Origin of the sequence: Natrinema sp. H-ect4 (assembly GCF_041894845.1) — an archaeon.
Taxonomy (GTDB): domain Archaea; phylum Halobacteriota; class Halobacteria; order Halobacteriales; family Natrialbaceae; genus Natrinema.
On sequence record NZ_JBHDYC010000008.1, the window covers coordinates 89,890 to 107,088 of the forward strand.

General features: G+C 64.7%; 19 protein-coding genes. 12 read left to right on the forward strand and 7 right to left on the reverse strand.

All coding sequences use genetic code 11. The annotated features are described in order from the left end of the window. Nucleotides 1–34 precede the first annotated feature (34 nt). From ACEWFR_RS11830 to ACEWFR_RS11870, 9 genes are all read left to right on the forward strand, one after another. Nucleotides 35–274, forward strand: coding sequence for a DUF2061 domain-containing protein (locus tag ACEWFR_RS11830; RefSeq protein WP_374061217.1), 240 nt, complete (start codon nt 35–37; stop codon nt 272–274). Nucleotides 275–1,347: 1,073 nt separating this feature from the next. Continuing rightward, a complete protein-coding gene (locus ACEWFR_RS11835; protein ID WP_374061218.1) occupies nt 1,348–1,506 on the forward strand; it encodes a hypothetical protein in 159 nt (52 codons plus the stop codon). A 65-nt stretch (nt 1,507–1,571) separates the two neighbouring features. Then, complete coding sequence (locus ACEWFR_RS11840; protein WP_374061219.1) at nt 1,572–1,958, forward strand: urease subunit beta; 387 nt, start codon at nt 1,572–1,574, stop codon at nt 1,956–1,958. Beyond that, nucleotides 1,955–3,661 (forward strand): urease subunit alpha, encoded by a 1,707-nt coding sequence (ureC, locus tag ACEWFR_RS11845; RefSeq protein WP_374061220.1) that lies wholly within the window; start codon nt 1,955–1,957, stop codon nt 3,659–3,661. Before ACEWFR_RS11840 ends, ureC begins: the two co-directional genes overlap by 4 nt. A 137-nt stretch (nt 3,662–3,798) precedes the next feature. Further along, on the forward strand, nt 3,799–4,239 hold the full coding sequence (locus ACEWFR_RS11850; RefSeq protein ID WP_098727970.1) for an urease subunit gamma: 441 nt from the start codon (nt 3,799–3,801) through the stop codon (nt 4,237–4,239). After that, nucleotides 4,239–4,859 (forward strand): urease accessory protein UreG, encoded by a 621-nt coding sequence (gene ureG / locus ACEWFR_RS11855; RefSeq protein ID WP_098727971.1) that lies wholly within the window; start codon nt 4,239–4,241, stop codon nt 4,857–4,859. Before ACEWFR_RS11850 ends, ureG begins: the two co-directional genes overlap by 1 nt. Nucleotides 4,860–4,876: 17 nt before the next feature. Beyond that, a complete protein-coding gene (locus ACEWFR_RS11860; protein WP_374061350.1) occupies nt 4,877–5,827 on the forward strand; it encodes an urease accessory protein UreD in 951 nt (316 codons plus the stop codon). After that, entirely contained in the window at nt 5,827–6,486 is a 660-nt protein-coding gene (gene ureE / locus ACEWFR_RS11865; RefSeq protein ID WP_374061221.1) for an urease accessory protein UreE, read from the forward strand. The genes ACEWFR_RS11860 and ureE overlap by 1 nt, the downstream gene beginning before the upstream one ends. Then, the gene (locus ACEWFR_RS11870; RefSeq protein WP_374061222.1) at nt 6,476–7,255 is read left to right on the forward strand and encodes an urease accessory protein UreF; all 780 of its coding nucleotides are present in this window, start codon (nt 6,476–6,478) and stop codon (nt 7,253–7,255) included. Before ureE ends, ACEWFR_RS11870 begins: the two co-directional genes overlap by 11 nt. 47 nt (nt 7,256–7,302) lie before the next feature. Here the strand turns inward: ACEWFR_RS11870 and ACEWFR_RS11875 are convergent, their stop codons facing one another. From ACEWFR_RS11875 to ACEWFR_RS11895, 5 genes are all read right to left on the reverse strand, one after another. After that, entirely contained in the window at nt 7,303–7,644 is a 342-nt protein-coding gene (locus ACEWFR_RS11875; RefSeq protein ID WP_374061223.1) for a Zn-ribbon domain-containing OB-fold protein, read from the reverse strand. After that, the gene (locus ACEWFR_RS11880; RefSeq protein WP_374061224.1) at nt 7,641–8,786 is read right to left on the reverse strand and encodes a thiolase family protein; all 1,146 of its coding nucleotides are present in this window, start codon (nt 8,784–8,786) and stop codon (nt 7,641–7,643) included. Before ACEWFR_RS11880 ends, ACEWFR_RS11875 begins: the two co-directional genes overlap by 4 nt. Nucleotides 8,787–8,802: 16 nt before the next feature. Then, entirely contained in the window at nt 8,803–10,008 is a 1,206-nt protein-coding gene (locus ACEWFR_RS11885; RefSeq protein ID WP_374061225.1) for a CaiB/BaiF CoA transferase family protein, read from the reverse strand. A gap of 102 nt (nt 10,009–10,110) precedes the next feature. Continuing rightward, nucleotides 10,111–11,322 carry a molybdopterin molybdotransferase MoeA gene (locus ACEWFR_RS11890; protein ID WP_374061226.1) on the reverse strand — a complete coding sequence of 404 codons (1,212 nt, stop codon included), beginning with the start codon at nt 11,320–11,322 and terminating at the stop codon, nt 10,111–10,113. A gap of 186 nt (nt 11,323–11,508) precedes the next feature. Further along, nucleotides 11,509–13,107 carry a uracil-xanthine permease family protein gene (locus tag ACEWFR_RS11895; protein WP_374061227.1) on the reverse strand — a complete coding sequence of 533 codons (1,599 nt, stop codon included), beginning with the start codon at nt 13,105–13,107 and terminating at the stop codon, nt 11,509–11,511. Between the two features lie 204 nt (nt 13,108–13,311). Between ACEWFR_RS11895 and ACEWFR_RS11900 the strand changes: the two genes are divergently transcribed. Further along, nucleotides 13,312–14,694 carry a dihydroorotase family protein gene (locus tag ACEWFR_RS11900; RefSeq protein WP_374061228.1) on the forward strand — a complete coding sequence of 461 codons (1,383 nt, stop codon included), beginning with the start codon at nt 13,312–13,314 and terminating at the stop codon, nt 14,692–14,694. Nucleotides 14,695–14,769: 75 nt separating this feature from the next. On the opposite strand, the gene ACEWFR_RS11905 is transcribed toward ACEWFR_RS11900, so the two are convergent. Further along, nucleotides 14,770–16,005: a Zn-dependent hydrolase gene (locus ACEWFR_RS11905; protein WP_374061229.1), complete on the reverse strand. Its 1,236-nt coding sequence runs from the start codon at nt 16,003–16,005 to the stop codon at nt 14,770–14,772. A 163-nt stretch (nt 16,006–16,168) separates the two neighbouring features. Here ACEWFR_RS11905 and ACEWFR_RS11910 point away from each other — a divergent pair, with 163 nt between their 5' ends. Next, complete coding sequence (locus tag ACEWFR_RS11910; protein WP_374061230.1) at nt 16,169–16,543, forward strand: VOC family protein; 375 nt, start codon at nt 16,169–16,171, stop codon at nt 16,541–16,543. 1 nt (nt 16,544) lies between these two features. On the opposite strand, the gene ACEWFR_RS11915 is transcribed toward ACEWFR_RS11910, so the two are convergent. Next, on the reverse strand, nt 16,545–16,706 hold the full coding sequence (locus ACEWFR_RS11915; protein WP_374061231.1) for a hypothetical protein: 162 nt from the start codon (nt 16,704–16,706) through the stop codon (nt 16,545–16,547). Nucleotides 16,707–16,715: 9 nt separating this feature from the next. On the opposite strand from ACEWFR_RS11915, the gene ACEWFR_RS11920 reads away from it, so the two are divergent. Then, on the forward strand, nt 16,716–17,126 hold the full coding sequence (locus ACEWFR_RS11920) for a hypothetical protein (RefSeq protein ID WP_374061232.1): 411 nt from the start codon (nt 16,716–16,718) through the stop codon (nt 17,124–17,126). Nucleotides 17,127–17,199 lie beyond the last annotated feature (73 nt).

The following is a 17,199-nucleotide window of genomic DNA, read 5'->3' on the forward strand; positions in this document are numbered from 1 at the left end:
GGTTATTTATGGGGGCGCTTTTCGAAAACGGAGTATGGGACGGAACGTGGTTTCCCGGTCAGCGATTCAGGCCCGGAAACGGGCTATCGTCAAAACGCTCTGCTATCGGCTGTTCATGATGCTGATCACGATACTCGTCGCGTGGTTGATCGTCGGTGACGTGAGCGCCGCGATAAATATCGGCCTCATAACTAATCTACTGAAGACGGGGACGTACTACGTCTATGAGCGGACATGGGACCACATCACGTGGGGGGTACTGCCTGACTCGTGATCTCCGTCTGGTCCTCGTTCTTCATGTCACTCGGCGTCTGGGCCGATGAAAGTACTCGATCCATTCTCAGATTCGGCCGATTCGGAACCGCGCGAAGCGGTTCATCGGAGGCAGGGACGAGCGGCGTCTCTGTCGCCGAGCAATGGCGCCGTTCGGAGTAGATTCTTTCAGTAGATGTATCGCTCTGCAACCACCGTTCGGCGGTTATCGAATTCGGTCTCCATAACAATTTAAAACAGACACTTCCTCCATTTAGTAATAAAGATTACGTATTTGTCAGTGTGCCAGTTTTCATGCGTGTCGTCTCGAAATCGGAGTTCGTGACAATGGGTACAATGTTGGGTCGGGATGTGGACTCGACGGGGAACGCGGCGACTGTGCTGTCATGTTTCCGTTTGAACGGGTGAGACGAGAGATGGTAGTGGTATCTCTCGAGACGGGAAACGTCGAATTCGGGGGAGCACGCTGGGTCCGGGATTGATGGGAGCATACAGCCGGTCGCGCTGAGTGTCGAGTCGGATCGCAGTTTCATCGGCCGAAACGTAATTCAGTTGCTTCCGTCGATCGGTCGTCGGTCAGCGTTCTGTCCCCGATTTTGGCTCGTCGACTCCGCCCGGTCGATACCGAACACCTCTGAAATAGAGATAGTATTAGGACGCGGTACTATGGACGGGTGAAGCGGGATACTCGATCGAACGAGTTCGCGTGGCGTCGCTTCGCGCGCCACGGAGTGTGATCACTCGCGGAAACGGGAGTCGACAGAGCGATCACGGGCCGACGTGTGACCGAATGGGAGTCGAGACCGATCTCGTGAGGGATATTCGCGAATATTGTGGCGTCGATAGAACTCGCTCCCGAGTCCGACAGTGACTCCGTGGTCTCTCTGACAGCCAGTAGTGATGCCGTCGTTGCGCTACACAATCGGATCGACTATTTCAACGTCGTGGACGAACAGTAGACTTTGCTCGAGAACGCGTCCCGTTTCCACAAAGAGTACCAGATTTAGTTGTAGGTATGGCAAATATGGCCGCCATCAGGATATTAACTGCCGTAATCGGCTATGGAGAACGTGTATGCTTGACGCTCCGTTACACACTGGTGCACAGCACCCCGACCTCCTCTGGATACTCGTCCCGAGTTTCCTCTCGTTCGTGGCGGGCCTCGGACTCGGTTCGGTCTCGGACCGGTTGCGCAATTGGCTCCGTCCACAGCGAGACGCCGCGAACAACTGACTGTTACCAATGATGAGTACACGTGTTATCACGGTTTCCGGTACCGCGCCCGGAGTGATCGAGGAATGAGCGAGTTCGTTCCGGGGGAGTTGCTCCCGGCCGACGAGCCGGTGACGATAAACGAGGGACGGTCGACGACGACGGTCACGGTCGAGAACACCGGCGACCGGCCCGCACAGGTCGGCTCACACTTTCACTTCTTCGAGGCGAACCCGGGACTCGAGTTCGATCGCGAGGCCGCGTACGGAACTCGACTGGATATTCCGGCGGGCACGGCCGTTCGATTCGAGCCCGGCTGCGAACGCGAGGTCGATCTCGTCGATATCGGCGGCGACCGAATCGTTCACGGGATGGGCGGCCTGGTCGGCGGCGAACTCGACGACGAGGACGTGAGGGCTCGAGCGCTCGAGCGCGCTCGAGAGCGGGGCTATATCGCGGAGGCGGACGAATGAGCCGGGACCTCCCGCGCAGGGAGTATACGGAACTGTTCGGCGCGACCGAGGGCGACCGGCTTCGGCTGGGCGATACGAACCTGTTCGCGAAGATCGAGACCGACTACGGCGTCCCCGGCGAGGAGGCGGTCTTCGGCGGCGGGAAGACGATGCGCGACGGGATGGGAATGCAATCCGGCACGACGCAAGCCGAAGGGACCCTCGACTGGGTCTTTACGAACGTCGTGATCATCGATCCCGTGCTGGGCGTCTGCAAAGGCGACATCGGCGTCCGCAACGGGACGATCGTCGGCGTCGGAAAGGCGGGCAACCCGGACACGATGGGCGGCGTCGACATGGTGATCGGGCAGAGCACCGATACCATCCCCGCCGACGGGCTGATCGCGACGCCCGGGGCGCTCGACATCCACGTCCATTTCAACAGCCCGCAGCTGGTCGACCACGCGCTCGCCTCGGGCGTGACGACGATGCTCGGGGGCGGGTTCGGCGGCGGTGCGACCACCTGTACGCCCGGCCCGCGGAACATCCAGCGGTTCCTGCAGGCCGCCGAGGACTGGCCCGTCAACGTCGGCTTCTACGCGAAGGGCAACAGCAGTCGACCGGAATCGCTGCGCGAGCAGGTCGAGGCGGGCGCCTGCGGGATGAAACTCCACGAGGACTGGGGGTCGACGCCCGCGGCGATCGACACCTGCCTCGAGGTAGCCGACGAGGAGGATGTCCAGGTCTGTATCCACACGGACACCCTGAACGAGTCGGGGTTCGTCGAGGACACCTTCGACGCCATCGACGGCCGCGCGATCCACACGTTCCACATCGAGGGCGCCGGTGGCGGCCACGCGCCTGACGTGCTCGAACTGATTGGCCACGAGCACATGCTGCCGTCGTCGACGAACCCGTCGATGCCCTACACCGAGAACACGTTCGACGAACACCTCGATATGGTGATGGTTTGTCATCACCTCAACCCGGACGTCCCCGAGGACGTCGCCTTCGCCGAGTCCCGCATCCGCGCGGAGACGCTCGGCGCGGAGGACGTCCTCCACGACACCGGCGCCATCTCGATGATGACCACCGACTCGCAGGCGATGGGCCGGATGGCCGAGATGGTGTGTCGAACGTGGCAGACTGCCCACAAGATGAAAGCCCAGCGCGGCCCGCTCGAGGCCGACGAGGGAACCGAGGCCGACAACGCGCGAATCGAGCGCTACGTCGCCAAGTACACGATCAACCCGGCGATCACGGCTGGAATCGACGACTACGTCGGCTCGCTCGAGCCCGGAACACTCGCGGACATCGCGCTGTGGGATCCGGCCTTCTTCGGTATCAAGCCGGAAGTCGTTATCAAGGGTGGCTTCCCGGTCTGGTCTCAGATGGGCGAGGCCAACGGCTCGCTGATGACCTGCGAGCCCGTGATCGGTCGCGAACGCGCCGGCGCACAGGGGCGAGCGAAACACGGCCTCTCGGTGACGTTCGTCAGCGAGGCCGCCTACGAGAACGAGGTCGGCGACGCCTACGACCTCAAGACGCCCGTCCGGCCGGTCAGCGGCACGCGATCGGTCCGAAAGTCGGATATGCTGCACAACGATCACTGCCCGGACGACATCGAAATCGACGCGCAGACGTTCGAGGTTGAGGTGGACGGCGAACACGTCACCTGTGACCCGGCCGACGACGTCCCGCTGGCACAGCGATACCTGCTCTGAATCATGATCTCCCACACAGCTATCCTACCGATCGCGACGGAATCGAGGAGACGAACAGTTCGCTCGAGGTCGACCGCCGCGAGGACGCCGCGCTCGAGTCACTCGAACCGACGCCCAGTCCGAACGGAGGTGGACCGATGAACCTCTCGCCCAAGGAGATGGAGCGGTTGACGGTGTTCATGGCCGCCGAACTCGCCCGCCGGCGAAAGGACCGCGGCGTGAAGCTCAACCACCCCGAGACGGTCGCGTACATCTCCGACTGGGCCTGCGAGGCCGCTCGCGAGGGCAAGTCCGTCGCGCAGATCCGCTCGGAGGCGACCCAGTTACTCACCCGCGAGGACGTCATGGACGGCGTCCCGGCGATGGTCGACATGATCCAGGTCGAGCCCGTCTTCCCCGACGGAACCAAGCTGGTGACCGTCCACGATCCGATCCGCGCGGACGGCCCAGACCAACTCGAGACGGTCGATCCGGACCCCGGCGAGGACGTCGTGACCGATCCCGACGCGCTGGGAAGCGACGACTCGAGCGAAGCACATACCACGGGCGGCGGCCCTGAACCCACGGAGGGTGACTGATGGGGTACCGCGACGTCGCGAAAGTCGGTCTCGGCGGTCCCGTCGGCTCCGGGAAGACGGCGATGGTCCAGCGGATCGTCCCCGAACTCGTCGACCGGGGCTACGAGGTCGGCGTCATCGCCAACGACATCATGACGCAGGAGGACGCCGACGTCTTTCGGGAGTCGTTCGCCGACCTGCTGCCCGCAGACCTCGTCGAGGGGGTCGAAACGGGGGCCTGCCCACACACGGGCATCCGCGAGGATCCCTCCATGAACCTCGCGGCGATCGATGAGTTCACCGAACGGCATCCCGATCTGGACGTGGTCCTCGTCGAGAGCGGCGGCGACAACCTCGCCGCGACCTTCAACCCCGAACTGGCCGACTACTTCCTGTTCGTCATCAGCGTCGCGGAGGGCGAGGACATCCCCCGAAAGCGCGGCCCTGGCGTCATGCAGGCCGACCTGCTGGTCGTCAACAAAACGGACCTCGCACCGCACGTCGACGCCGACCTGCAGGTGATCGAGGACGATACGAACGCGGTGCGGGGCGACGACCCGTTCGTCTTCACTAACTGCAAGGACGGCGAGGGGATCGACGCGGTCCTCGAGCACGTCGAGCGGGAGGTGCTGTTCGCGTGAGTGGGGCGCGCTCGGGGATGAGCGCAGACGATGGGCTTCCCCTTCCGCCGTCCTTCGAGGCCTACGCCGACGAATCGCTCGCCCAGGCGCCCGCGGGCGGCCCCGGGAAGAACGGCCTGCTCGAGGCGACGTTCGCCCGGCGAGACGACGGCCCGACCCGGCTGATCCGCGACCACGTGACGGTGCCCTACCACCTGACGGGAACGCTCGACACCGATCCGGTGCCCGGTCTGACGACGCTGGTCGCACAGGAGCCGACCGGCGGCGTCGCCCAGGGCGACCGTCACCGAATGCGCATCGACGCTCGAGCGGGGGCGCGAGCGCACGTGACGACCCAGAGCGCGACGAAGGTCCACAGCATGAACGCGAACTACGCCCACCTCGATACCGCGCTCCGGGCGGCCGAGGGGAGCTACCTCGAGTACGTTCCGGGCCCGACGATTATCAACGAAGACGCGCGCTGCCTCCAGACGATCGACATCGAACTGGCGGCTGACGCGGTCGTCGTGGTGGCCGATGTCCTCGTTCCGGACGGACTGAGCGACCACGAGCCGTTCGGCTTCGATCACTACCAGTCGCGCGTCGAGGCCGAACACGACGGACGGTTGGTCTGTGCCGACGCGGTCGACCTGCGGCCGAACGAGCGCGATCCGCGCGATCCGGCCAGCGTCGGCGAGTACGGCGTCGTCGGCTCGCTGTACGTCTTCGCACCGATCGGTGACGATCATGACGACGCGACCGCGCCGGGCGAGAGCGACCTCGAAGCGCTGATCGACGGAATCCACGACGAGATCGCGGACCGCGACGGCATCGAGGCCGGCGTCTCGCGGCTCCCGTACGACGTCGGCGCAGTCGTCCGTCTCCTCGGCCACCGGGAGGCGGACGTGACCGAGACGCTGCGCGGCGCGTGGGACGCGACGAGACGGCAGCTACTGGGGGTCGGCGTACCCGCCGACCGGCGATACTGATGGAACGAATCGACGGTATCGTCGGCAACGTCCACGCCGACGACGACCTCGCGGCGCTGTACGCCGGCCACGAGTCGGCGGGCACGCTCGAGCGCGTCGTCATCGACGCGGACGACCGCCGGCGGTCGCGGTTCCGGGCGACGACGGACGCGGGCACCGATGTCGGCGTCGTCGTGGACAAGGCCGCCGTCTCGGCGGGCGACGTGTTGCTGGTCGAGGACGACCGGCTGATCGTCGTCGCGTTCGAACCCCGCGACGCGCTGGTCGTCTCGCTGCCCGACGCGACGGCCGAGCGACTCGAGGCGGCGGTCGAACTCGGCCACCGGATCGGCAACCAGCACTGGGATCTCGCGATCGACGACGGGGACGTGTACGTCCCACTCGAGGCCGACCGCCACATCGTCGAACGGGTCGTCGCCGATGTCGTCCCCGGTTCGGAAATCCACGAGACGACCGTCGAGGCCGACCTGTTCGTGACCGACCTCGAGGACGCGGATCCCGGCCGCGCACGCGGTGTCGATCATGACTCAGAGCACGGACACGAGCACGGGTCTGGACACGGTCACGGGTACGAACACGGCAACTCTCACGAGTCCGGGCCTGAACACGATCACGACCACACACACGACAACCCGCACGAATCCCACCATGACCACTGACCCGAGTCCGTTCCTGACGGCGCTCCGGCTCTCGGATTCGTTTCTTCCCGTCGGGGGATACACGGCCTCCTACGGCCTCGAGCAGTATATCAACGAGAATCGGGTCGAGACCGGCGACGATCTGCGAGACCTGCTCACGGCCTACCTCCGTCGCGTGGTCGGTCCCTGCGAGACGGTCGCGCTAGCGAACGCTCACGCCGCGTGCGCAGACGCCGATCTCGAGCGCCTGCTGGCCGTCGACGAGCGACTCCACGCGGTCACCCTGCCCCGAGAGTTCCGCGAGAGTTCGATCAAGGCGGGCGCGAAGCTCTCCGAACTGTTCGGGCCGAACGGGGCGGCGGGCTCGAACGCGGGGGACAGGAACGGGCATGGGGACAGGCCCGGAGCCTCGTCCGACGCGACCGAAACGGCGACCGACGGTGGCGATTTCGCAGCGACCGTCGCCGACGCGATCGATACCGGTTCGACGCCAGGCCACTACCCGGTCGTCTTCGGGGTCGTCACCGCGTCTCGCGGCCTCTCGCGACTCGAGGCCTGTCTCGCACACGCCTACTCGTTCGTGTCGGGGCTGCTCGGGGCGGCCCAGCGGCTCGGTCGGTTCGGGCACACCGAGATCCAGTCCGTGCTCGAGGCGCTAGAGCCGACGATAACGGAGGTCTGCGAGCGCCACGTCGACGACGAGCCGACGGCGATGGCGTCCTTTGCCCCGCTGGCAGAAATTATGGGGATGAACCACGAACGCGCCGGGAGACGGCTGTTCATGAGCTGAATGAGGTCGACCCGCGATCGGCCGGGGAGCAGACGGGAAACCGGCGCTCACTCGAGTCCGACGAGCCGGGGTCCGGAGGCGGATCGATCGCCCGCTCGAAGGACTGAGACATCTCCGAACCGCACGGTATCGCCGGCCGAACTGTCGTCTCCGAGCTGGGCGACGATCGTCACGTCGCCGTCGAACCGCACCATCCCGAGCCGGTTCGGCGAGCGAACGCCGGGCGGCGTCGCGTGGACGGTCGTCGCGGTGACGACGGTTCCCTCACGGAGCCGGTAGGAGTCGGCCGCCGTCGACCGACACTCCGGGCACCTGTCGCGCGTGTAATACCAGCGGTTTTCGCACGATTCACAGACGAACGCGTGGTCGGTCGGAACGTCTCGAGTCATGGTACTTGCAGGATCGTACAGACCGCGTTGTTTCCGAATCCGGCGACGTTGAGCGCGAGCCCCGTCCGCGGATTCTCGACGCGTCGGTCCTCGGGGGCGTCGCCGCGCAACTGCCAGGTCAGTTCGATTATCTGTGCGACGCCGGTCGCGCCGAGCGGATGGCCGCGGGCCTTGAGTCCGCCACCGGGGTTGACCGGCAGCCGTCCGTCGAGGGCCGTTTCGCCGTCCGCCGTCGCCCGCCAGGCGTCGCCGGGGTCGTAAAACCCCAGCTCCTCGAGTTCGAGCAACTCGAGGATCGTGAACGCGTCGTGAATACAGGCGACGTCGACATCGTCCTGCGTGACGTTCGCGTCGGCTAACGCCTGCTGACCGGCCCGCTCGACGCTCTCGATCTCGAGCGGATTCGGTCGTTCGGCGACCGCGTGGGTGCCGGTCGCGCCGGTGACGCTCGCGACTCGGATCCCGTCCGTCTCCGGGGTCGTCTCGAGGACGATCGCGGCCGCGCCGTCGCTCGTCGGACAGCAGTCATACAGGCGAAGGGGTTCCGCGACGGGCGGCGAGGTTCGCGCCTCCTCGAGCGTGATCGGCTCCTGAAACTGCGCGTACGGATTCGCCGCCGCGTTGCGGTGGTTCTTGACGGCCACGTGCGCGAGCGCCGACGGCTCGACGTCGTACGTCCGCAGGTAGTGCTCGGCCGCGAGTCCCGCAAACGACGGGAGGGTGACGCCCTGCGCGTACTCCCGGTCGTGGACGAGACGGCTGATGAGCTCCGTCGCCGCGTCCGTCTCGGCGGACGTCATCGTCTCGACACCGACAACGAGGGCGCGCGAGGACGCGCCCGCCTCGAGCGCGTGGACGGCGCGAAGGACGGCGCTCGCCCCGCTCGCGCTGGTGTTCTCGATCCGGTCCGCGATTGCCCCCTCGACGCCGAGCGCACCACAGAGGGCGTTCTCGAGGCCCGTTCGCCCCTCGAACGCCTCGGCCGCCATGTTGCCGACGTGGACGGACGTCACGTCCGTCGGCTCGACGGCGGCATCCGAGAGGGCCCGCCACGCTGCCCGCTCGGCTAACTCGAGCGTAGATCCGGCACTCTCGGATTCGAATCGCGTCATTCCGACACCGGTAACGAACGCGTCGGTCATCTCGATGGGCCTCCCATCACTCCGATCCGAACGCGCCGCGCTCGGTGAGGTCGTCCAGTTCCGCTTCGTCGTAGCCGAGGTCCCGGAAGACGCTCCGGGTGTCCTCGCCCAGTTTCGGCGGCGGCGACTCGAAGCCGCTGCTCGAGCGATCGTACTTCAGCGGGTGCTCGATCACGGGAATCTCGCCGTGTTCTGGGTGTTCCATCGACGTGACCGACTCGCGGGCCTCCGTCTGCTCGTTGTACAGCGCGTCCTCGACGTCGTGTACCGGACCCGCCGGAAGCCCCGCCTCGTCGACGAGCAGGGTCATCCACTCGTCGGTCGTCAGCTTGCGGAACGTCCGTTCGAGTTCGGTCTCGAGTTCGGCCATGTGCTCGACGCGGTCGGCGTTCGTCTCGAAGCGGTCGTCGTCGGCCAGTTCGGGGCGATCGATCGCCTCGCACAGCCCATTCCAGAGCTTCTGATTGAGACAGGCGACGTTGAGGTAGCCGTCGGCGGTCTCGAACGTCTGGTAGGGCGCGAGCACCGGATCTTTCGTTCCCATACGCGAGGGGGACTCGCCCGCGAACACCTTGCCGGCCTGTTTCGTCAGCCACGGAAGCGCGGCGTCGAGCATGCCGAGATCGATGGTCTCGCCCTCGCCCGTCCGTTCGCGCCGGTAGAGCGCGTTCGAAATGCCGAAGGCAGCCCACATCCCGGTGATGAGATCAGTCGTCGGGAGGCCGACTTTCACCGGCCGGCCGTCGGGCTCTCCGGTGACACTCATCATGCCGCTCATCCCCTGAATCAGCAGATCGTAGCCGGGCCGCTCGCGCCAGGGCCCCGTCTGTCCGAACGCCGAAATCGCACAGTAAATGACGTCGTCATTGTGCGACCGGATCGTCTCTTCGTCGACGTCGAGGCGCTCGGCCGTCCCCGGGCGGTAGTTCTGGAGGAAGACGTCGGCCTCGCTCGCGAGGTCGTACAGCGCCTCCCGTCCGGCGTCGCTCTTGAGGTCGAGTTCGACGCTCTTCTTGCCGTAGTTGACCGTCCAGAAGTACGGCGATTCGCCGTCGATGAACGGCGGGCCCGAGTGGCGATTGTCGTCGCCGACGCCGGGCCGCTCGACTTTGATTACCTCCGCCCCCTGATTGGCGAGCATCAGCGAGCAAAAACCGCCGGTAACGAACGTGGTCAGATCGACGACTCTCACGCCGTCGAGAATGCGATCTCCGGTAGTCATGTGATACCATGACCGATTCGGACAGTCGGCAAAAAACTTTGCTATCGGCAGTCTCGGTTCCGGCTCATTCGAGGGTGGCCGTCGAGAGTACCCTGCCTCGGCTCATTCGAGACTATCCGTCGGAATCACGTCCACCTGCGCTCCGGCGTCAAGGGGCTCGGTCGTGAGCACGAAGCCGTCGGCGGCCGCCGCGCGCGTACTCGAGGAGAGCACGCTCGGATCGAACGTTTCCTCGTACACCGCGAGCGGGGAGTCCACGTGCCCGAGCGGCGTGGCGTCGTCGCCCTCGAGGGTGACCGGAATCGCGTACTCGAAACCCTCGGGGCCGAGTCCGACGTCGTGGGTGATCGTTCGCTCGAGCGTCGGCGTCGTTCGATCGCCCGTGAACAGCGGGCGAGCGACGAGGGCGGCGCTCACGTACGCTCCGATCGGTTTCCCGGGAATAGCGACGGCCAAGGCGTCGTGGTCGGGCAACCGAGCGACGGCGATCGGCTTCCCCGGTCGGATCCGAACCCTGTGGAAGACGACGTCGCCGAGGGACTCGAGCGCGTCGATCACGTAGTCTTTCTTGCCGACGCTCGTCCCGCCGGTGGTGACGACCACGTCGGCCTCGCTCGCGAGCTCGGCGATTCGCCGTTCGACCCGGTCGCCCTCGTCGGGGACCGATCCCCGATACGAGGGGGAGTGCCCCCACGACCGCACCAGGTTACAGAGCATCGGCGAATCGAGGTCCGTGTGCCGGCCCTCGTGGATTTCGGTCCCCGTGGCGAGCACGGCGACCGACAGCGGCGCGGTGACGACGACCGACTCCCGGCCGAGGTCCCGAAGCAAGACGGCGTCGAGCGCGGTGAGCCGATCACCGGCCGTGTAGAGTTGCTCGCCGGCCTCGACGTTCGAGCCGCGCTCGTAGACGTACGTTCCGGTCGCGAGGTCGGGCGTCTGCAGGCGGCCGCCGTCGACGACCGCGTCCTCGCGCTTGACGACGGTATCGGCCCGGTCGGGAAGCGGTGCCCCCGTGGCAATCTCGATCGCCTGCCCGGCCTCGAGCGCGGGCGGTTTCGTCTCCGGGAACACCGCGTTCTCGACGATCTCGAGCGGCCCGTCGTCGTCGTCGGCGAACGCGTATCCGTCCATGGTGGCGCGATCGATCGTCGGCTGGGCCGTCTCGGCGACTATCGGCTCGGCGAGGCGTTGGCCGGCGATCTCAGCGACTGGAACGGTCGATGTCGCACGATCCTCGAGGAACTCCTCTCGAGCGGTGAGAACGTGGTCGACGGCCTCGCGCTGCCAGCACATCTCGTCGTACTCGTCCATGCCCCAGCATCGTCAGTGACCGGAAAAAAGGTTCGGTTGGGGCGCTCGCGACGCCCCACCGCGAGCCGAGTCATTCGGTGCGGTCGAGAGAGACGGTCCAACGCGTCGGCTTTATCGTGAAACGTGAACCGCTCCTCGTCGTCTTCCTCGACCGGCCGAGGACGCGCGACGACCGACGATTGGCGATCAGTCCGCTCGATCGACGGGTTTCGATCCGCCGTCCGAGCTGAGCCGATCGAAGACGCTAACGAAGTCGTCTTCGTCCTCCGAGAGCTCGTCCCATGCGTCGAGCCCGCGTTCTTCGGTCGTCCCCTCGATGGTGTTATCGAGGACGAACGCGATGATGCCTCCGATGGCCATCCCCGTTCCGAGGATGACGAACAGCGTCTGCGAGACGAGTTCGGTTCCCAACACCGGGCCGAGGACGGCGACGCCCTCGAGTCCGGCCTGGAAGTCGGTTACGGCCCCGACGTTGCCGATGTAGTTCGGAATCGCGAGCCCCGAGAACAGCGCGATACCGACGATGAACACGTTCCGGTTCGTGTCGAGGTCGACGTACTTCAGGTTCGAGAGACCGACCGCGGTGATCTGTCCGAACATCGCGAGGAACAGTGCTCCAACGATCGGATTGGGAATTGTCGCGACCAGCTGCCCGAAGTAGCCGACGTAGCCGACGACCAACATGACGAGTGCACCGATCTGGACGACGTATCGGGACGCCACGCCGGTGATCCCGATGGCGCCGACGTTCTCCGAGTAGGAGGTCGATCCGTTCCCGGTCCCCATGATGCCGGCGAACAGGTTACCGAGTCCCTCCATGCCGATGCCGTGGTTGATGCGTTTCTTGCTGGGTGCGGCCATTCCCGAGAGCCGGGCGACGGCGAAGTAGTCGCCGTAGCTCTCTATCATGGACGCGACGACGCCAGCGAACATGCCGATGATGAACGACGTCGTGAACGTGGGCATACCCCACTGGAACGGCGAGACGGGCTGGATCGCGGACGCCGAGGTAACGGCTCCGAAGTCCACGTATCCAGCTGCGCCGGTGCCGTAGACGCCGCCAACCGAGAGCAGGGCGGCGATAATCCACGCGAGGCCGACGCCGAGGAGGATCGGGAACAGTCGGAACACGCTGTGGTACTTGTCGAGGTACTGCGAGAACGCGATGATGAGCACCAGTGTGAGGCCGAACAGCCACCAGTCTTGGGTCGCGCTCGTGATCTGTCCCGTATTGAAGAGAGCGAGACCGATCAGCGCGATGGTCGGTGCGATAACGACCGGCGAAAGGAACCGTTTCAGTGCACCCATTACGCCGGTGTAGCCGATCACTACTTCGACTAGCGCTGCGACGATGATCGCGCCCTGTAGCTCCCGCAACATGAGTTCGTACCCGACGCCCTGAGCGCCGAGAGCCCCGATTATCGCGATTGCGGGGGCGATCATCGAGAACGTCCCACCCTGTACGATCGGGTACCGGTTACCGATCGTCGTCTGTGCGAGGGTTGCGACGCCCGAAACGACGAAGAAGGTCCCGATCAGTTGCGCCTGGGCCGACGCGGGCATGGACCCGCCCGCACCCTGTATCGCCCCGATGAGTACCAGCGGGATAGCGATGGTCGAACCGATCATCGTGAGGTAGTGCTGGAACCCCAATAGTATCGACTCGAGGAGTGGCGGTTTGTCTTCGATGCTGTATTCGACGAAATCCGACTCCTGTGGGGCCGGAATGTTCCCCTCTGCAGCGGCTATACCATCGCCGTCGTTCGGTGGATCGTTGTCTGTCATATCGTGACTCCAATTGTGTGAAGAGCTGTCATCCCCACATCCCTCATAATTCAAAGACAATTACTTAAGTCTGTTGCTAGCTCTTGACAAAGCGTGTTCAAAAATATTCGCATTTATTGCATAGAGCTGGGTGGAATGCGGAATAACTCCTCTTATATTTGATCGAAATCTATATTTGATTGTTCTATGTAAATACGAGCGCACATGGTAGACATACTCATACGAGGAGGGACTGTCGTCACGGCCACGGACACGTTCGAGGCCGATGTCGGAATCACCGGCGAACGCATCGTTGCCGTCGGGGACGGCGACGAGATGAGCGATGCCGAGACGGTCGTCGACGCCACTGACAGACTGGTGCTGCCCGGCGTGGTCGACCCCCACGTCCACATCGACGACATGTTCTCGTTCGACACCTACGAAAGCGCCTCGAAGGCAGCGGCCCTCGGCGGAACGACCACGTTCATCGACTTCGCCTGGCAGGCCTGGGTCGGCGAGACGAGCCTGTGGGACGAGGAGGGAACGCTTCTGGAGGGAATCGAGCGCAAACGCGACAAAGCGGAGAATCCGGTTGTCGACTTCGGACTCCACGCCGCGATCACTCGAGAAGACGAGGCGGTCTTCGAGGAGTTCGAGGCCGTTATCGAGGCCGGCGTCCCCACGTTCAAGCTGTTCACCGCCTACGAATTCGGGTTGACGAACGGGTTCATGGACCGGACGTTCGGCGAACTGGCCGACCACGACGCGGTCGCTGTCTTGCACTCCGAAGACGGCGCCCTCTGTGAGTATCTGGCCGAGCGTTTCCAGGCCGAGGGGAAGGGAGATCCAGAATGGTATCCACAGTCGCGGCCGGATTACGCGGAAGCGATGGCCGCCGAGGACGCCGTCCGGATGGCGATGGAGGCAGGGTGTCGGTACTACGGGATCCACACGTCCTGTCGGAAGTCCGCCGAGGTGCTCGCGCAGTTCCGGGAGGAGTTCGGCGAGGAGATGGTCCGGGCGGAGACGTGTACCCACTACACGACGCTAGACGATTCCATCTTTGCGGAGCTGGGGCACCTCCCGATGATCGCTCCGCCGATTCGGAAGCCCGACGACAACGAGGCGATGTTCGAGCACCTTGAGCGCGGGACGCTCGACGTCGTCTCGACGGATCACTGCGGGTACACGGAGGAGAGCAAACAGGTCGAGAACTGGTGGGACAGCAAGTTCGGCGCGAACGCCCTCCAGACGAGCCTGCCGGTGTTCCACGACGAAGCGGTCAACGAGCGCGGCTACTCGTACCCGTTCCTCGTTCGCGCGATGTGTACGAACCCGGCTCGAGTGTTCGGGCTCTCCTCGAAGGGAACGCTCGAACCGGGGACCGACGCCGACGTCCTCGTGTTCGATCCCGACGCGTCCGACACCATCGACGCCGCGGACAACGCGAGCGTCGCCGACTTCTCCATCTACGAGGGTCGAGAGGTGACCGGTCGCGTCGAGAAGACCTTCGTCCGGGGCGAACTCGTGGCCGACGACGGCGAAATCGTCGGGGAGCCCGGGCACGGCCAGTTCGTCGAACGGGACCTCCCCGACTGGGAGTTCTGATATCGGCCGGGACCCAATCCGGTATCGGCCGGTGGCCGTCCGGTATCCGCCCGCGTACCCGGCTATTTTTGTCGACTACTCGCCGTTTGCGAGTCGGAACGCCGCGTTGGCGATCGTGTTCGCCGACGAGTAGCAGTCGTCCCAGCTCGTGTACTCCGCTTCGCTGTGGCTCTTGCCGTCCTCGCTGACCGCGAACACCATGCTGGTATCACAGACGTCGGTGAGGTGGACGGCGTCGTGGCCGGCGCCGCTGAAGATGCGCATGCTGTCGTAGCCGAGTTCGTCGGCCGACGCCTGCACGGCGTCGACGCACGTGTCGGCAAAGCGCACGCTGTCCGACTGGTGGCGTTTCTCCCACTCCCACTCGAGACCCTCTCGCTCCGCTGCCGCCTCCGCTTCGGCGAGCACTCGGTGTTTCGCCTCCTCGACGATATCGTCGGACGGGTCCCGGAACCCGAACGTGAACGTCACCTCCTCGGGGATGATGTTGATGGAGTTTGGCTGCGCGTCGACGTAGCCGACCGTTCCGACGGTTCGATCGCCCAGCGTGCTCGGGATGCGTCGGATCTGCGTGATCACGTCGGCGGCCCCGACGAGCGCGTCATTGCGGAAGTGCATCGGGGTCGGACCCGAGTGGTCCGCCTCGCCGTAGTACGTGATCGCACCCCAATAGAATCCGACGACGCCCGTGACGACGCCGACCTCCTTGCCCTCCAGTTCGAGGTACGGCCCTTGCTCGATGTGGAGTTCGAGGTACGCCTCGTACTCCTCCTGGGGTTCGGCCGGGACGTCGCCACGGTACCCGATCCGTTCGAGTTCGTCGACCAGTCGATCGCCGTTCTCGTCGGTCCGCTCGTACTCCGTCTCGATGTCGTGGGCGCCGACCCAGACGCCGCTGCCCTGCATCGCCGGCTGAAAGCGCGACCCCTCCTCGTTCGTCCAGTTGACGATTTCTATCGGATGTTCGGTCTCGATCCCCTCCTCCTCGAGCGTGCGAAGCAATTCGAGGGGAGCGATCACGCCGAGCGCCCCGTCGTAGATCCCCCCGTACGGCTGGGAGTCGAGGTGCGACCCGATCAGGACCGGCGCGGCGTCGGGATCCGTGCCCTCGCGACGCCCGAACATATTTCCGAATTCGTCGATTCTGACGTCGAGCCCGAGTTCCTCGAGCTGATCGCGGAACCAGTCCCGGATCTCCCTGTCCTCGTCGGACAGCGCGAGCCGGTGGAGGCCGCCGTCGTCCGTACCGCCGATCGCCGCCTGTTCTTTCATCGTCTCGACGAAGCGCTCTCTGTCAATCTGTATCGACATATGTTCACGACTGTCAGGGTACGTATTAACTCTTGTCCTAATCACGGAGAAATACTCGAATACAGCACCTCATTCTCCCAGATAATCGGACACATCGATACTATACCGCGTTTTCGTAGCGGTGGAACCAAAGTATATGTAGACGTGGACTCGTTCGTGGTGTATGCACGCCACACATACTGCCGTCACGGTGAGCGACCTCGAGGCAACGACCGATTTCTACGAAGGGGTGCTCGGGCTGGAGTACCAGCGAGAGTTCGCGGGAGATGACGGCGTCGTCAACTATTACGTCGGAACCGACGACGGCGCTTCCCTCCAGTTCAAGTTCGACCCGAACGCCGACGGGGCCGTCGATCCGTCTGGTATCGACCACCTCGCGTTCTCGGTCGAGGACGTCGACGCGACCTTCGAGCGGGTCCTCGAGGAGAGCGGGTGCGATGTCCACCTCGAACCGACGACGTTCGACGCGGCGAACAGGCGAGCGGCGTTCGTCTACGATCCGGACGGCTACGTCGTCGAGTTCGTTCAGCCGATCTAATTCACGCGGATTCCTCCTCGCCGTCACACAGTATCTCCACCTCCTTGCCCCGCAGGGAGTCGGTATCCGCGTGCGCCCTCACGGCCCGGTCCGCCCGCTCGAGGGTCCGATTGGGAGTGCGATCCTCGTCCCGACCATAACAGTAACGACAGTGACCGCTCATGCTGTACTCGTGACCACCGATAACGTGCTCGACGATGTCGACGCCGCTGCCGCGGAGACGTTCGCACTTCGTCGCGGCGACGCGTTCGCGCTCACAGCGGACCACGTCTACGTCGTTCGTGGCGACGGAGAACCGATACGCATCGCCGTCGAGGACATCGTAGAGGTCGAGTACAACGCCTTCGATTGGTTTCTCGCCGTGCTCAGCGTCGGACTCATCGTGTTCGGCGGGTACTCGACGACGGAACACGTGCTCGGCGGCGTCGCGTTCGCCGTCATCGGCGTCGTGAGCCTCTTCCTGACGTACCGGAAGCGCGGCAAACTCTCGTTCAAAGTCACCGGTCGTACGAAGCCACTCACAGTGTTTCCCGAGCGTCCGGACGCTGCCTACGAGGCGCTCCGTCCACATCTGTCGGAGTGACCCCCATCGCGGGACAGATTCGATCCAGACTCGTCTGTCGTCGCGTTTCTGTCGGAGAATCCGGACTCGTTCC